The organism is Bacillus sp. CBEL-1 (assembly GCF_004348885.1).
Classification (GTDB): Bacteria; Bacillota; Bacilli; order Bacillales; family Bacillaceae_H; genus Priestia; species Priestia aryabhattai_A.
Genome location: NZ_SBIM01000003.1, coordinates 231,029 through 247,044, shown reverse-complemented (window position 1 = coordinate 247,044; position 16,016 = coordinate 231,029). Strand labels below are relative to the sequence as shown.

Sequence of the window (16,016 nt, the reverse complement as noted above, 5' to 3'; positions counted from 1 at the left end):
TCTCTTCGAGATATGATAAAGTACTATTCAGATGAGTATAGAAGAGGAGAGAATTTGGTTATATGAGTAAAGCAAATCAGTGGTCTTCACGTTTAGGATTCGTATTAGCATCTGCAGGTGCTGCGATCGGTCTTGGTGCCATTTGGAAATTTCCCTATGTGACTGGGACAAGCGGTGGAGGAGCATTCTTTTTATTATTTGTACTGTTTACGCTCTTTATTGGATTGCCGCTGTTGTTAGCGGAATTCATTATTGGTAGACATACTGGAAAAGAAGCGATTAGTGCGTATAAGGCAATTGCCCCCAATACAGCTTGGGTTTGGATTGGGAGAGTAGGTGTTCTTAGCTGTCTTGTCTTGCTGTCTTTTTACAGCGTTGTAGGCGGATGGATTATGCTTTATACCATTATGAGCTTTAGTGGATTACTTACTGGGAAAGAATATGGTGCACTTTTTAATACGATTATCGCAGAGCCTTATCTCGTAATTGGAGCGCAGGCTTTATTTTTGATTATCAACGTATATGTTATATCAAGAGGAGTTCAAAAAGGGATTGAGCGTGCAAATAAATATATGATGCCTTTGTTATTTATTTGTTTTTTAATTATCGTTGTTCGTTCTTTGACCCTAGATGGCGCAACAGAAGGTATAGAGTTCTTCTTGAAGCCTGACTTTAGCGCTATTACAGGTACATCTGTCCTGTACGCATTAGGGCAGTCTTTCTTTTCTTTATGTGTGGGTTTATCTTGCATGGTTACGTATAGTTCATATTTAGGAAAAGACATAAGCTTAACAAAATCTGCTGGTTCCATCTCTATTTTAAATCTGGTTGTATCATTGCTAGCTGGACTAGCTATTTTCCCTGCCGTATTTGCATTAGGCATGGAGCCAACCGAAGGGCCAGGATTACTTTTTGTTGTATTGCCACAAGTGTTTGAGCAAGTACCATTTGGATCTGTATTTTTAGCACTATTCTTGCTGTTATTTTTATTTGCAACGTTAACGTCGTCTTTTTCACTACTCGAAATTATTGTGGCGGCTCTTACAAAAGAAAAGCAGGAAAAACGCCCGAGATCTGCAATGTTAGCAGGGGGGATTGTCTTTCTTGTAGGATTGCCTTCAGCGTTGTCATTTGGTGTTTTAAAGAATGTCACGGTGTTTGGTAGAAACATTTTTGATACAGCAGATTTCTTTGTAAGTAATTTAATGCTTCCTATAGGAAGTTTATTAATCGCTATTTTTATTACATGGAAAATGAAAAAAGAACACGTGTTTGAAGAATTTAAAGCCGGAAGCGTCAAGTCCGAAAAGCTATTTTCAACGTGGTTTATCTTAGTTAAATATGTGTTACCGTTCATTATTATTGTGGTTTTATTTAACTTAGTTAGTGCCTATTAGGCAAAAAAAAGCACTCCAGAAGGAGTGCTTTTTTTTATTTTGCAAAAACGTGGTCACCAATTGTAGTAGTAACTTCTTTTTGACGTAGCCATTGGTTATCTGTTTTTGAAGGGTTGAAGAAGAAGAGAGAACCGCTTCCTTGTCCGTGTAATGCTAACGCTTCATTTACTGCTTTTTTCGCTTCAGCATCCGCTGGCTTGTTAATTTCACCATTGCTTACAGGTTCAAACTGGCCTTTTTGGTAAATGACTTCACGAATAGAATTTGGGAATGCATCATCATCGACGCGGTTTAAGATAACAGTCGCAACTGCAACCTTTCCAGGATAAGGCTCTCCTTTTGCTTCTGCATGAATAATACGAGCTAATAGATCTTTGTCTGTACTGCTAATTGAACTTGGGATTTTTAGTGTTTCATTGATTGCAAGTCCGTCAGTTTCTTTATTGTTTTCCTCTTTTAAATCTTTGATAGAGACACCATATTCCATCCCAATTTTATAAAGGGAATCGCCGCTTTCTACGCGATGCGTTGTTTCCGCTGCGCTTGCTGAATGCCCTAATCCGAGCATAGGCACTGTTAAAGCACCAATAATAGCTAATCTTTTCCACATAGTTTTATAACCTCCGATGTGTATTGTTTTAGCGTGCACGTTCTAAAGAGTAACAGCTTACGAGGTGTCTTGTCATTAATGAAAACATACCAGTCTAGGAAGATATTAAATAAATTTAACAATAATCGTAATAAATGCCCATATCTTTAATGGATAGTAAACGTTGCGCTTTAAAGGAGTGAAATAACGAAGAAGAGTACCTATCCGTAAAGATACAATTAATTCAAATAATTATTCTTATTTCTAAAAAGAGGATTGACTTGAAATTCAAGGTGGCTTATAATGAGCGTGTAACTAGTTAACCGTTTAACTGGAGTGGGTATATGAATGGAAAAATAACGATTCGAGATGTTGCAAAGCACGCAGGAGTTTCTCCCGCAGCTGTATCTTATGTGTTAAATGGTATTAACAAAGTATCAGATGAAACAAAACAGAGAATTTTGAAAGCGGTTAAAGAACTTGAATATGAACCAAATCTAACGGCAGTAAGTTTGTCAAAGCGAAAATCAAACGTCATTGCGGTTATGTTTCCTTTAGTGAATGATTCCCTTGTTACGATGTTTAAAGATAATCACTATCAAAGTGAAATGATTAGTGGAATCGAATACGTACTTCGTAAAAATGGATATGATTTACTCATTTCAGGTGTGCAAAGTCCAAGTGAGTGCATGAAATGGATTCGCAAGCGAAACGTAGATGGCCTAGTATTTTTAGGCGTATTTCCAAATCGTTTATACGAAGAGATGAAAGCGTTATCTAAGCCTATCGTGTTAGTAGATACATACGATAAGTACGAGCGTTATTTCAATCATATTACGATGAACGATGAGGAAGGTGGCTATCAAGCTACGAAACATTTAATTGAGCTAGGTCATAGTGCAATCGGTTTCATTGCTCATCGAATGACAAATAGCCCTATCGACCATAAGCGGTTTATTGGCTACGAAAAAGCGCTCAAAGAGGCGGGGATCAAGCCGTGCAAATCACATATATTCGAAGCGTTAGATAGTTCATTTGAAAATGGATACAGGGTGGGAAAAGAGTTATTATCACGTCCACATTCTATGTCTGCATTCTTTGCTTCATCTGATACGCTAGCATTAGGAATAATGAAAGCGCTACAAGAAGAAGGTAAGCGCATACCAGAAGATTATTCAATTGTAGGATTTGATGATTTAACGTTTAGTAGTTATGCTACACCTAGCTTAACTACGGTACGTCAAGATGTATTTAATAAAGGGTCGGTAGCTGCCACATCAATTATTCAAGCAATTGAAAATGAAACTACCGCACTTCAACATATTCGACTGTCGACTGAGCTCGTTCAGCGGGAGTCCACAGCTAAAAAGAAAAGGTAAGTGGCAGGTTAATCGGTTCACTAAAAACAAATGGTGTTAAAGGGGATATAAAAATGACAAAAGTAACGGTATGGAACGAAAATCGTCACGAGCAAAAAAATCCAGTTGTAAGAGAAGTTTATCCAGAAGGGATTCACGGCGCTATTGCTTCATTTTTACAAGAAGCTGGGTATACAGCAGCTACAGCTACGCTTGATGAGCCTGAGCATGGGTTAACAGATGAAGTTCTTGAAAATACTGATGTGCTTGTTTGGTGGGGGCATTTAGCTCATGAAGAAGTATCGGATGAAGTAGTCCAAAAAGTACAGCAACGCGTGTTGGATGGTATGGGACTAATCGTCTTACATTCGGGACATTTTTCAAAAATCTTTAAAACATTAATGGGAACAAGCTGTGATCTAAAATGGCGTGAAGCAGATGAAAAAGAGCGCTTATGGGTTATCGATCCTTCTCACCCAATTGCAGAAGGGATTTCAGAATTTATTGAACTTGAGCGTGAAGAAATGTATGGAGAGCATTTTGATATTCCCGCTCCAGATGAACTTGTTTTCACAAGTTGGTTTGAAGGTGGAGAAATCTTCCGCAGCGGATGCACGTATAAGCGTGGAAACGGAAAGGTGTTTTACTTCCGACCAGGACATGAAACATATCCAACTTACCACAATAAAGATATCCAACGCGTAATTGTAAACGCTGTAAATTGGGCAAAGCCTGTTGATCGCAAACGTCCAGTATATGGAAACGCTCAACCGCTTGAAAAAATTACGGTAAAAAACTAAGGAACTAAAGGGGAGAAAAATAATGGAGAAATTAAAAGTAGCAGTTATCGGTTGTGGAAGTATTGCTCAGTATCGTCATTTGCCAGAATATAAAATAAACAAACATGTAGAGCTAGTAGCCGTTTGTGATATTAACGAAGAGCGTGCCAATAAAGTAGCAAGTGAATACGGCGTAAAGGCTTATACAAGTTATGAAGAGCTATTAGCAAGCGGAACAGTGGATGCAGTTAGCGTTTGTACACCGAACTACCTGCATGCTCCTATCTCCGTTGTAGCATTAAACAGCGGGGTACATGTTCTATGTGAAAAGCCAATGGCAACGTCAAAAGAATCTGCTGAAGCGATGATAGAAGCAGCTAAAACAAATGACAAAAAGCTAATGATTGCTCATAACCAACGTTTTGTAGCATCTCACCAAAAAGCGCGCCAATTAATTGAAAACGGTGAAGTTGGAAGAATCTATAGCTTCCGTACAGCTTTCGGACACGGCGGTCCAGAAGGGTGGAGCGTAGACGGTAAGGACAGCTGGTTCTTTAGAAAAGAAGAAGCATTTATTGGAGCGATGGGAGATTTAGGTGTTCATAAAACTGACTTGCTTCGCTACATTTTAGGGGAAGAAATTGTTGAAGTTGGTGCATTTGTTGAAACAACTGCAAAAGATTTTGGCGATGTAGATGACAATGCGGTTTGTGTATTAAAAACAGAAAGCGGTATTGTGGGTACGCTAGCAGCAAGTTGGGCGTACACAAGCAAAGAAGATAATTCAACAATCATTTATGGCGAAAAAGCAATTTTACGCCTAGAAGACGATCCAAACCATTCATTAGTAGTTCAATACGCAACTGGAGAAGTTGTGAAGTACGAGTTAGGGAAAATTCAATCAAATGATGATGGTGGTCAGAGCAACTCTCATGTTGTTGAAAAATTTGTGGAAGCAATTATTAATGATACAGAAACACCGGTTTCAGGCGAAGAAGGATTTAAGTCATTAGCTGTTATTTTAGCTGCTCTTGAGTCTAGTGAAACAAAACAAATTAAGCAAGTGTAATGAGGTGATAGCTGTGAAAGTAGGAATTATTGGAGTGGGCGGTATTGCAGTAGGCCGCCACATTCCAGCATTTAAACAGCTACAGGATGAGTGTGAGATTGTGGCCGTGAGTGATATTAATGTTGAGCGCGCAACGGAAGTAGCAAATGAGCATGGTATTCCACATGTATTTATTGACTACAAAGACATGTTTGCAGAAGTCGATGCCGTTTGTATTTGTACACCGAATAAATTCCATGCTGAATATGCAATAGAAGCGTTAAAAGCTGGTATCCACGTGTTATGTGAAAAGCCAATGGCTTTATCGAAAGCAGAATGCGAGCAAATGATTCAAGAAGCAAAGAAAGCAGATAAAGTGCTAGCGATTGCTTATCATTATCGATTCATGAAGGAAGCACAAGCTGCTAAAAAAAGCATGGATGAAGTTGGGAAGCCGCTTGTTGCCCGCGTAAGAGCAATGAGGCGTCGAAAAGTACCAGGATGGGGCGTGTTCACTAATAAAGACTTGCAAGGTGGAGGAAGCTTAATCGACTACGGCTGTCACCTTCTTGACTTAGCTGTATGGCTAATGGGGAATCCAAAACATACAGAAGTAGTGGGATCTACGTATAACGACTTAAGTCGGTCACCCAACCAGCTAAATCAGTGGGGGACGTTTAATCACGAAACGTTTGAAGTGGATGACCACGTTACAGCCTATATCAAGTTTGATAACGGTGCATCGTTGTTACTTGAGACATCTTGGGCAGCTAATATAGCAGACGACGAAGAGCATGTAAGCATTTCTGGTGTTAATGGAGGCATCAATGTGTTTCCGTTTGAATTATATACGTCTAAAAATGGCATGTTGTTAAACAGCCAAGCAGCTTGGATAGATGGGGAAGAAAACTATAGCTTATTGCAAGCGAATAATTTTATTAATGCTTGTAAAGGTAAAGAAGACCTTGTCGTAAAGCCGGAAGAAGCGCTTCAAACATCAGCTATCATTGATGCTATTTATAATAGTAGTAAGAACTAAAAGAGGAGGAGACTAAGTTGAAATTAGGGGTATTTACTGTATTATTTGCGGATAAATCATTTGAAGAAATGCTGGATACTGTTAAAGCTGCTGGGCTTCATGCAGTGGAAATTGGAACAGGGGGCTATCCTGGAAACAATCATTGTCCGTTGGATGAGCTTTTAGAGGATGAAGCTGCACGAGAAGCGTATAAAAATCAAATCACGGATCGTGGATTAACGATTAGCGCATTCAGCTGCCATGGAAACCCAATCTCACCAGAGGTTAATTTTGCAAAAGAATCTCATGAAACGCTATTAAAAACGATTAAACTAGCTTCGTTACTAGATGTCCCAGTTGTGAATTGTTTTTCAGGAACAGCAGGTGATCATGATGGGGCAAAATATCCAAACTGGCCGGTTACACCTTGGCCAAATGAGTATGGTGACGTTTTAAAGTGGCAGTGGGAAGAAAAATTAATTCCTTATTGGAAAGAAGTAGGCGCGTATGCACAAGAGCACAATGTGAAAATTGGTTTGGAGCTTCACGGTGGGTTTTTAGTACATACACCGTATACGTTATTAAAGCTACGTGAAGCAACATGCGACGCAATTGGTGCAAACTTAGACCCAAGTCATTTGTGGTGGCAAGGGATTGATCCTGTTGCAGCCATTAAAATTCTTGCTAAAGAAAATGCGATTCATCACTTCCATGCAAAAGATACGTATTTGGATCAAGAAAACATTAATATGTATGGATTAACAGATATGCAGCCTTATGGTGAAGTTCGCTCTCGCGCATGGACATTCCGCTCAGTAGGGTGTGGACATAGCTTAACAGAATGGTCTGATATGATGAGCGCTTTACGTACGTATGGATATGATTATGTTGTAAGCATAGAGCATGAAGACCCAATTATGTCAATTAACGAAGGGTTTAATCGTGCTGTAACAAACCTTCAAAGTATTTTAATTGAAGAGCAGCCTTCACAAATGTGGTGGGTATAAATAAAACAACGCACTTTAAAAAGTGCGTTGTTTTATTTGGATACATAAGGATGATCCGTAATCCAAAATCGCCAAGGGTAATCTTTTGCTTCACCAGAATTATCGATGCCAATCCTTGGTCCTGACGAAATAGATGTAGGCGTAAATCCTTTTGAGATGTAAAGAGGTGAACTAGTAATGTCATGTCCATAAGCATTCATTGTAATCGCAAGTGCTTTTGTTAACTTTCCAGGTCCGTTTGTCCAATTTTTGGGCAGAGCATGCTTTCGACGCTCTTGAATAAGATTAATTCCACTAAAAGGTTCGATTGCTCGAATTAACACAGCTTCTGGCTTATCAACTGGGCCGCTGACAATATTAACAAGGCAGTGGGTGTGCATCACATAGGTATATACATTGCCGGGAGCACCGAACATCACTTCCGTCCGCTTTGTTCGCCGGTTATTAAAGCTATGTGCAGCGCGGTCTTCAGGCCCCATATAGGCTTCTGTTTCAACGATAAATCCAGAGGTAGTACCCTCAGTTGTTTCGTGAATAAGTAAACAACCGAGCAGGGATTTTGCTAAAGATAGTGTTGGTTGTTTATAAAATGAAACATCTAGAGGCTGAAGTGTTAATGTACCGTCCACAGATAATCCCCTTCCTTTATGCTAAGTTAATCTTCAGGTGTTTCTACCGCAACACGTTTATATCCTAAAAATAACATAAATGATACGATGATTAATACTGTCATGCCGATGAACAAATTCTGAAATGCTGCTTCAATTGGTAAGCTTTTTTGCCAAACGATTGCTACTCCTGTTAAGGCTACGCCCGTAGCTCCACCAACGAACTGAGAAAGTTGTGAGAATCCCATTCCTGTACCAACACTATCTGAAGGTAAAACACGTGAAATTTCGTTCGCTACGCTAGACGTAAGAGACGTGAAGCCAACGCTCATAAACATATAAACAAACAGAATTGCTGTTGGAGACACCGTGCTAAAAAATGTAAATAATATAGCGGCAAGACATAAAAACAGATGGCCAAATCGAATTAATACGTTGTTTCCAAATTGATCAATAATTTTACCAATAAAACGAGAAGCAACTGCTGAAAGAATGGCACCTGGGAAAATTAGCAAGCCGATTTCAGCAGAGCTTTTTTGGAAAACTTGTACCAATAATAACGGCATAATAAAAAGAGTAGCAAAATGAGTCATGTATGCTGCAAACCCAATTCCATTTAATAGTAAATAGCCTTTACTTTGAAAAAGCTTGGGCTCAATAAACGGATGGTTATGCTTGCGGATACGAATGCTTAATAAAATAATAGCTACAATACCGACTGCTAGTAGTACCAACGAATAGGAAGTTAAAAATAGTAAAAAGCCAGTCACGCCTGCTGCTGTTAGGATACCACCTAGAATATCAAAGTAAACTTTCTTTTTATCTTCAGCAGGTAATACTTTATGAAATAGTGGGATGAAAATCAAAACTAATCCTGTAACGATGAATAGAAAGTTCCAGCCCATATACTCGGTCACTGCTCCTCCAATAACAGGTCCAAGACCAAATCCAAGCGACGCAGCAGAAGAAATCATAGACATTGATTTACCACGTCTAGATTTTGGAATATAGCGCGTGATTAAAATCATTGCTAGTCCAGGTACTGCTGCTGCCCCGGCAGCTTGAAGAACGCGAGCGAATAACAACATTGTAAAGTTGTTCGAAACAAAGCCGATAATTGAAGCAATTCCAAGAAGCGTTAAGCCAGTTGTTAGTAGCTGTCTAATCGGAACGAAGTCGGATAGTCGACTATATGTAATTGTCGCAATCGCAAAAACAACAGAATAGCCAGTAATAATCCAAGCAGAGGTTGAAGATGTTAAAGCAAATTCAGTGGATACTTTAGGAAGAGCAACATTAAACATTGTAGTGTTCATTACTACAAGCATAACTGTCAAACTCCAAAAAGGAATAACAACAGATTCTTTAAATGGTTTTGGTTCTAAGATTGAATGCTCTTCATTCTCTTCATTCGTAGTAATAGTAGTGGTAGTCATCTTTATCTCCTTACAAAATAGCATATTTAAACAAGGTTTAATGATATGTCATTAATTCTCAAACTTGTCTACAGGTATATAAATATAGAATTTTATGATACGTTTGTCAATCTTTTTCGGGTTACGAAATAAAATCAGGTGCACGCACCTGATTTTATTTCGCTTTTAAAGCTTTTCTTCCTTCTCAAACGTCACTTTATGCTCTTTGGCAAGCTTTTTAATATCACTTGCATATTGACGCATTCCCTTTCTTGCTTCATCTAACATTACATTAGCTTCAACAATTAATTCAGGGTCTTGTTTCTCAAGAGCACTGACAATCTTTGCAAAAGCATTATACTGAGTATTGGCAGCTTTAATGTAATCTTCATGAAGTGCTCGTAGCTCATCTGTTTCTACTTCAATTTTTTCCAGTTCTTCAATAAATTCACGATACTGTGGAATCACGTCATCCACAAGCGTATTGTACATTGTAAAATCATCTGTGTAGTTAGCTCCAGATACGCTGTCATATGCTTCAACCGCCTGTATTTCTATTTTACTGACCTTGGGAATTTCATTGTTTGAGTAGTTTAATAAATCGTCTTGAACGGGGTCGTTTAGGCAGGCTGATAAAAGCAACAGCAGTGGAGTAAACAGCAGCAAAAGTTTTTTCTTCATTTAACTTTCACCTCCATTATTAAGTGTATGAACGTACTGCTTGACACAGTATCAATATTCTTACTGTCTCGTGTAGCGAAAGTAGAAAGAATTTTCATAAGTAATGAGGGATTTTAAAATTTAATTTCAATTTTTATAAAAACTATTGAAATTAAATTTTAAATGAGTTATTGTTTATACTGTAAACGTTAACAGAATGAATCGTTTAGGAGGAGAAGAAATGCTAGAAAATTTAACTACTGAGGCTCGTAATGAAAAAACAATGAATTTAGACGAAATGTCTATTGTAGAGTTTCTAACAACAATGAATAAAGAAGATGAAAAAGTGGCTAAAGCCGTTAATGATGAAATTCCTTCCATTGCAAAAGCTGTAGAAGCAATCATAGAAGTAAAAAAACAAGGTGGTCGTCTTATTTATATAGGTGCGGGAACTAGCGGCCGAATTGGATTATTAGATGCTGTAGAGTGTCCACCTACTTTTGGTACAAATCCTGAAGAAGTGCTAGGCTTAATGGCTGGTGGAGAGAAAGCTTTTATTAAAGCGGTTGAAGGAGCAGAGGATAGCAAAGACTTAGGTAAAGAAGATTTGCAAAACATTGGCCTGACTAACGGAGACATCGTGGTAGGAATTGCTGCAAGTGGTCGAACACCTTATGTTATTGGCGCTTTAGAGTATGCTCGTTCAATTGGAGCTCCAACTGTAGCAGTTAGTTGTAACAAAGGTTCTGACATCGGAAGAATAGCTGATATTAGCATTGAAGTTGTAGCAGGTCCTGAGGTATTAACGGGTTCTACTCGCTTGAAAGCTGGAACTGCACAAAAGCTCATTTGTAATATGTTATCAACAGCTTCTATGGTAGGGGTTGGAAAAGTTTATGGGAACTTAATGGTAGATGTACAATTAACTAATGAAAAGCTTGTGGAGCGTGCAAAACGTATCGTAATGGAGGCGACTTCATGTACGTATGAGACAGCAGAGGAATACTTGGAAAAAACAAATTCTAATTCTAAACTTGCTATTGTTATGATCTTAACAGGACTTTCATATGAAGAATCTCTACAACGTTTAGAAACTACGAAAGGGTTTGTTCGTCAAGCAATTGCTAAATAAGTAGCGAATTTATAAAGGAGATAAGAACAGCTATGAGTAAACATCATCAAATAGCTAAAGAACTACTTCAAGCTCTTGGAGGTAGTTCTAATATAGCTAACTATACACACTGTATGACAAGGCTTCGAGTTACGCCAGTTAATCGTAGTAATATTAATGAAGCTAGTATAAAACAAGTAAAAGGAGTAGTGGGGGTTGTTGATGACGATACGTATCAAATTATCTTAGGGCCAGGAGTGGTTACGAAAGTTGCTGAACAATTTGGTATCGTAATTCAAGAAGATTCCGAAGGTCTTGCATCTCAAGGAAGTTCGACTGAGAACTTAACGTCAAAAGGTGCAGATATGAAATCGGAACTGAAAAAGAAAAATAATACCCCGTTTAAAAATTTTTTAAGAAAAGTTGGAAGCATTTTCATACCTTTAATCCCGGCTTTCGTTGGTGCGGGTTTAATAGCTGGAATTGCATCAATTTTAGCAAATAGTATCACGGCAGGAGACCTTGATCAAGACACATGGCAGCAGTATGTGACGATTTTAAATGTAATAAAAAATGCAATTTTTAGCTATTTAGCTATCTACGTTGGTATCAACGCAGCAAAAGAATTTGGAGCAACGCCGGCTTTAGGAGGAGTTATTGGTGGAATAACTCTCTTAACCGGAGTCACAGAAGAGTTACCTATTATAAATATCTTTACTGATCAGCCGCTATCTGCTGGTCAAGGCGGTGTAATTGGAGTTTTAATTGCGGTATGGTTGCTTTCCTTTTTAGAAAAGTTTTTACGCCGATTTATTCCTGATGCAATAGATATCATTGTCACACCTACGATTGCACTTCTCGTTATTGGGTTGCTAACTATCTTCTTTATTATGCCGTTTGCTGGCTTAATTTCTAGTAACTTAATTGGAGGAATAGATTGGACGCTTGAACGTGGAGGCATCTTTGCAGGCTTTGTATTAGGGGTAGCATTTTTACCATTAGTAATGTTAGGTCTGCATCAAGTATTAATTCCGATTCATATTGAGATGATAAATACAGCTGGCATGACCATCTTACTGCCAATCCTTGCAATGTCTGGTGCTGGACAAGTAGGAGCAGCTTTAGCATTATGGGTTCGTTGTCGTAAAAATGAATCACTTACTACAGTTATTAAAGGCGCTCTTCCTGTTGGTATTTTAGGTATTGGTGAACCACTTATTTATGGAGTTATTCTTCCTTTGGGTCGACCATTTATTACAGCTTGTATTGGTGGAGGAATTGGCGGGGCTGTCATTGGGATGTTCGGTAATGTTGGGTCCATTGCGATTGGTCCCTCAGGTTTAGCTCTAATTCCACTAATTGCAAATAGTTTATGGTTGAAGTATATTATTGGTTTAGCTGCAGGTTATGCTGGAGGGTTCATCTGTACCTATTTATTCGGTGTACCAAAGGATGCTATGTTAGGAGATTCTAACAAAGAAAAACTTGAGAGCAATAATAAAGTTGAAGTTGCTACTGAACTTCATACAAAAGAAAATAAAACGTTAGAAAGCGAGTTCGAACTTCCTTTTGATGGCTATGTTATGCCCCTAGAGGAAGTGCCAGATGCTGTGTTCTCTTCAAAAATGATGGGAGATGGTTTCGCTATTACTCCTACTAATGAGACGCTGACCTCTCCTATTGAAGGAGAAGTAGTAAGTATTTTCCCTACAAAGCATGCCCTAGGCTTAAAAACAGATGAGGGGTTAGAAATACTAATTCACGTTGGAGTCGAAACAGTCGCTCTAAAGGGACAAGGCTTTACCTGCTTAGTAGAAGAGGGACAAAGTGTTAAACGAGGTACGCCTCTTCTTAAGTTAGATTTGGACTATATTAAAGAAAATGCCAAGTCGATTGTAACGCCAATCATTTTCACAAATTTACCTAAAGAGCAAACAGTAAAAATCAATAAGCAGGGCTTTTATAATCAAGGAACCGATAAGGTTTTCACACTATAAGATTATTAAAGTACATCGCTAGTTCATAGGTAACATTTAAAGCTTCTCTGACTTTAATAAGTTATGTCGAGATAATTATTGTGATTTAAGTGCATTTTAAGCAAACAATGAGAAGAAGCTTTACTGTTGCATCAAAACCTACTTATATAGTAGACTTTTACTATAGCTTAATAAAATGGGGAGCTTGCGGATGCAGGCTGAGAGTATGATTAGGAAACCATCATAGACCATTTGAACCTGTTGGATAATGCCAGCGTAGGGAATGTAAGTAGATTGTAAAAAGCACCTTGCGTTCATGCAGGGTGCTTTTTTTATATCGAAAGGTAGGAGGACGGAAAAATGACAAAGCAAAAAGAAATAGGCCATTTATTATCTCAGGTGAGACAAGAGAAGCCTCTAGTACATAATATGACGAACGTTGTTGTAACAAATTTTACAGCGAACGGTTTACTCGCTTTAGGTGCATCGCCCGTAATGGCTTACGCAAAAGAAGAGGTTGCAGATATGGCAAAAATCGCTGGAGCACTCGTACTTAATATGGGAACGTTAACAAGTGCTGAAGTTGAAGCGATGATAATTGCAGGAAAAGCAGCCAATGAGGCAGACGTTCCGGTTGTATTTGATCCGGTGGGAGCGGGTGCAACGCCGTTTCGCACAGCTAAAGCAAGAGAATTATTGAATAAAGTAAATATATCAGTGATTCGTGGGAATGCTGCTGAAATTGCTAATGTTGTAGGAGAAAGCTGGGCGATAAAAGGTGTAGATGCAGCATCTGAAGAAGGGGATATCCTTACATTAGCTAAAACGGCTGCAAAGCAGTTGGAAACAATTGTTGTTGTAACGGGTGTACAAGATGTGGTTAGTAATGGAGACTCAGCTTATATTATCACAAATGGGCATTCAATGCTTGCAAACGTAACAGGAACAGGTTGTTTATTAACATCCGTTATTGGTGCTTTTGTTGCAGTTGAAAAGAAAAGAATAGTTGAAGCGGTTATTGAAGCATTATGTGCATATGAAGTTGCAGCTGAACTTGCAGCTGATAAAGCAGCAGGTGAAGGGCCAGGAAGTTTTCAGGCAGCTTTTTTAGATGCCTTATATCATGTTCAGCCAGAGCAAGTAAAACAAGGGGCACGAATTGAACAGCAGTAGAAGGGAGCTAACAAAAGGTGAATATTAAAGATTGTTTAAAGGTTTATTTTATTATGGGGAGTAATAATTGTAAGGAAGATCCTAGAGTTGTATTAAGGGAAGCGATTGCTGGTGGGATTACCATGTTTCAGTTTCGTGAAAAAGGAGACGGAGCTCTGCAAGGGAAAGAAAAGTATCAGCTTGCTTATGATCTTCAGCAAATCTGTAAACAGCATGAGATACCTTTTATTGTAAACGATGATGTTGATTTAGCAATTAAATTAGAGGCTGATGGTATTCATATTGGTCAAGAGGATGAAAAGGCATATATTGTGAAAGAAAAAGCTCCTCATCAACTAATTGGTGTATCAGTTCATTCGATTGAAGAACTACAGCAGGCAATTAAAGATAAAGCGGATTATGTGGGAATGGGGCCTGTCTTTCCAACCACTACAAAAACAGATACAAAAGCTGTTCAAGGCACAAACTTAATTCAGCAAGCTCGTCAAGAGAAGATTGATTTCCCCATTGTAGGAATTGGGGGTATAACAGCCGAAAATGCTCCGAAAGTCATTCAAGCTGGTGCTGACGGAGTATCTATTATTACAGCGATTAGCTTAGCAAGTTCACCTAAGAAAGCGGCAGAACAGTTGCTTCGAGCGATACAATAAAAAAATGCCTCCCACAGGAGGCATTTTCTATCTAGACTATAAGCTTATAGAAATTGGTGTATCTTTTCCTTCATTCATCAATTTGATATGAGCAGGCGTAATTTCAAGTAAAACGTAGTTAGGGTCATCAGGTCCATTAAACCACTTTGACATATGGTCATTCCAAAAGCGGTTCTTTAGCTCTTGACTATCATTAATTTTAGCAATCCCAGATACTTCTACATAATTGTCTCCGTATCCTTCGCCGCTATAGCCAAGCAAAATATGCACGTTGCCGTTTTCCTCAATTTCATCAGCTTTATGCGTAGCTATGCTTGTCGGGGTGTACAAGGTAATGTCACCATCTTTTTTGAAAAACGTCATGTAGCGAGAATTAGGCTTTTGATTCACAACGGTTGCTAATGTGCCCACTCGATTTTCATCTAGTAAGTTCGATAACTTGTCTATCATTTCTTGCTTATTCATTTGAATCAGCTCCTTAAGTTTATCGTCTTACTTAAGGTATACCACCGCTCAAAAAAACCTAAACATTGGAGTAAGAATACTAACCTTTCCACTAGTTGGGCATAATCTAGCCGATTTTAGACAGTTAAACAAGGTTAGAATTGCAATTTAACTATAAGCAATTTGTTTCTTTTTTATCAACGAATAACAAATCGTTATAAGAACAAAATAGTCTGTATATGGATTTAGCAGGGGGAATAGATACATCAAAGGAGAATTAAAAATGATAGCAAGATTATATAACTTAGCACTGTTAGTACTGCCATGGTTAACGCTATTTAAAACAGATAAACAAACCTTCAAAAGATATTTACCGGTTATTACGTTTAGTTCATTAGCCATTTCCTTACTAAGTGAGCTTGCCAAAAGTTTTAAATGGTGGAGAGTACGAAAGCCACTTGTACCTAGACTTTCTAGTGATATTTCATTTGTATTTGGAGGATTTTTCATTGCGAACTTTTGGGTGTTTAGATTAACCTACGGAAAGTTTATTCCTTATATGTTGCTGAATGCTGTATTTGACTACATGTTTGCATACCCACTTACGACACTTGGTGAAAAGCTTCGCGTATATAAAATGGGCACGCTCTCCCGTTTTAATCTTTTTCTAATGTGTATGGGAATGGCAGTAGTCAACTATCTCTATCAAATGTTTATAGATGATGCTTTAGAGCCAAAAAAGAATTCATCTAAAGAATCACTGAACCAGCACAATTGAGTTTA

General features: G+C 38.3%; 16 protein-coding genes and 1 pseudogene. 12 read left to right on the top strand and 5 right to left on the bottom strand.

The window, feature by feature from the left end:
• Positions 1 to 62 precede the first annotated feature (62 nt).
• Positions 63 to 1,397: a sodium-dependent transporter gene (locus EPL02_RS01420; RefSeq protein WP_131886847.1), complete on the top strand. Its 1,335-nt coding sequence runs from the start codon at positions 63 to 65 to the stop codon at positions 1,395 to 1,397.
• Positions 1,398 to 1,431: 34 nt separating this feature from the next.
• On the opposite strand, the gene EPL02_RS01415 is transcribed toward EPL02_RS01420, so the two are convergent.
• Positions 1,432 to 2,007, bottom strand: a complete 576-nt coding sequence (locus tag EPL02_RS01415; RefSeq protein WP_131886846.1) for a cell wall hydrolase — start codon at positions 2,005 to 2,007, stop codon at positions 1,432 to 1,434.
• 323 nt (positions 2,008 to 2,330) lie between these two features.
• On the opposite strand from EPL02_RS01415, the gene EPL02_RS01410 reads away from it, so the two are divergent.
• Genes EPL02_RS01410 through EPL02_RS01390 form a run of 5 tightly spaced genes read left to right on the top strand, consistent with a single transcriptional unit; the run spans position 2,331 to position 7,196 of the window.
• The gene (locus tag EPL02_RS01410; RefSeq protein ID WP_094909855.1) at positions 2,331 to 3,365 is read left to right on the top strand and encodes a LacI family DNA-binding transcriptional regulator; all 1,035 of its coding nucleotides are present in this window, start codon (positions 2,331 to 2,333) and stop codon (positions 3,363 to 3,365) included.
• Between the two features lie 53 nt (positions 3,366 to 3,418).
• Positions 3,419 to 4,144: a ThuA domain-containing protein gene (locus tag EPL02_RS01405; RefSeq protein WP_094909856.1), complete on the top strand. Its 726-nt coding sequence runs from the start codon at positions 3,419 to 3,421 to the stop codon at positions 4,142 to 4,144.
• 22 nt (positions 4,145 to 4,166) lie between these two features.
• Positions 4,167 to 5,192: a Gfo/Idh/MocA family protein gene (locus EPL02_RS01400; RefSeq protein ID WP_131886845.1), complete on the top strand. Its 1,026-nt coding sequence runs from the start codon at positions 4,167 to 4,169 to the stop codon at positions 5,190 to 5,192.
• 13 nt (positions 5,193 to 5,205) lie between these two features.
• Complete coding sequence (locus tag EPL02_RS01395) at positions 5,206 to 6,210, top strand: Gfo/Idh/MocA family protein (protein ID WP_131886844.1); 1,005 nt, start codon at positions 5,206 to 5,208, stop codon at positions 6,208 to 6,210.
• A 17-nt stretch (positions 6,211 to 6,227) separates the two neighbouring features.
• The gene (locus EPL02_RS01390) at positions 6,228 to 7,196 is read left to right on the top strand and encodes a sugar phosphate isomerase/epimerase family protein (protein ID WP_094909859.1); all 969 of its coding nucleotides are present in this window, start codon (positions 6,228 to 6,230) and stop codon (positions 7,194 to 7,196) included.
• 32 nt (positions 7,197 to 7,228) lie between these two features.
• Here the strand turns inward: EPL02_RS01390 and EPL02_RS01385 are convergent, their stop codons facing one another.
• The 3 genes from EPL02_RS01385 to EPL02_RS01375 form a co-directional block, all read right to left on the bottom strand.
• Positions 7,229 to 7,825, bottom strand: coding sequence for a DNA-3-methyladenine glycosylase (locus tag EPL02_RS01385; RefSeq protein ID WP_094909860.1), 597 nt, complete (start codon positions 7,823 to 7,825; stop codon positions 7,229 to 7,231).
• Between the two features lie 26 nt (positions 7,826 to 7,851).
• Positions 7,852 to 9,240: an MFS transporter gene (locus tag EPL02_RS01380; RefSeq protein WP_131886843.1), complete on the bottom strand. Its 1,389-nt coding sequence runs from the start codon at positions 9,238 to 9,240 to the stop codon at positions 7,852 to 7,854.
• A gap of 165 nt (positions 9,241 to 9,405) precedes the next feature.
• The gene (locus EPL02_RS01375) at positions 9,406 to 9,900 is read right to left on the bottom strand and encodes a hypothetical protein (RefSeq protein ID WP_131886842.1); all 495 of its coding nucleotides are present in this window, start codon (positions 9,898 to 9,900) and stop codon (positions 9,406 to 9,408) included.
• Positions 9,901 to 10,120: 220 nt separating this feature from the next.
• Here EPL02_RS01375 and murQ point away from each other — a divergent pair, with 220 nt between their 5' ends.
• The 5 genes and pseudogenes from murQ to thiE all read left to right on the top strand — a co-directional run bounded on the left by murQ (position 10,121) and on the right by thiE (position 14,789).
• Positions 10,121 to 11,011, top strand: a complete 891-nt coding sequence (gene murQ / locus EPL02_RS01370) for an N-acetylmuramic acid 6-phosphate etherase (protein ID WP_131886841.1) — start codon at positions 10,121 to 10,123, stop codon at positions 11,009 to 11,011.
• Between the two features lie 32 nt (positions 11,012 to 11,043).
• A pseudogene (locus EPL02_RS01365) lies at positions 11,044 to 12,450 on the top strand (PTS transporter subunit EIIC); the annotation flags it as partial.
• Positions 12,448 to 12,987 carry a PTS sugar transporter subunit IIA gene (locus EPL02_RS21065; protein WP_256993269.1) on the top strand — a complete coding sequence of 180 codons (540 nt, stop codon included), beginning with the start codon at positions 12,448 to 12,450 and terminating at the stop codon, positions 12,985 to 12,987. The pseudogene EPL02_RS01365 and the gene EPL02_RS21065, both read left to right, overlap by 3 nt.
• 339 nt (positions 12,988 to 13,326) lie before the next feature.
• The gene (thiM, locus tag EPL02_RS01360; RefSeq protein ID WP_131886839.1) at positions 13,327 to 14,139 is read left to right on the top strand and encodes a hydroxyethylthiazole kinase; all 813 of its coding nucleotides are present in this window, start codon (positions 13,327 to 13,329) and stop codon (positions 14,137 to 14,139) included.
• Between the two features lie 17 nt (positions 14,140 to 14,156).
• The gene (gene thiE, locus EPL02_RS01355) at positions 14,157 to 14,789 is read left to right on the top strand and encodes a thiamine phosphate synthase (RefSeq protein ID WP_256993239.1); all 633 of its coding nucleotides are present in this window, start codon (positions 14,157 to 14,159) and stop codon (positions 14,787 to 14,789) included.
• Between the two features lie 36 nt (positions 14,790 to 14,825).
• Here the strand turns inward: thiE and EPL02_RS01350 are convergent, their stop codons facing one another.
• Positions 14,826 to 15,254, bottom strand: a complete 429-nt coding sequence (locus EPL02_RS01350; RefSeq protein ID WP_094909866.1) for a pyridoxamine 5'-phosphate oxidase family protein — start codon at positions 15,252 to 15,254, stop codon at positions 14,826 to 14,828.
• A 262-nt stretch (positions 15,255 to 15,516) separates the two neighbouring features.
• Here EPL02_RS01350 and EPL02_RS01345 point away from each other — a divergent pair, with 262 nt between their 5' ends.
• Positions 15,517 to 16,011: a hypothetical protein gene (locus tag EPL02_RS01345; RefSeq protein WP_094909867.1), complete on the top strand. Its 495-nt coding sequence runs from the start codon at positions 15,517 to 15,519 to the stop codon at positions 16,009 to 16,011.
• The last annotated feature ends 5 nt before the right edge of the window (positions 16,012 to 16,016 follow it).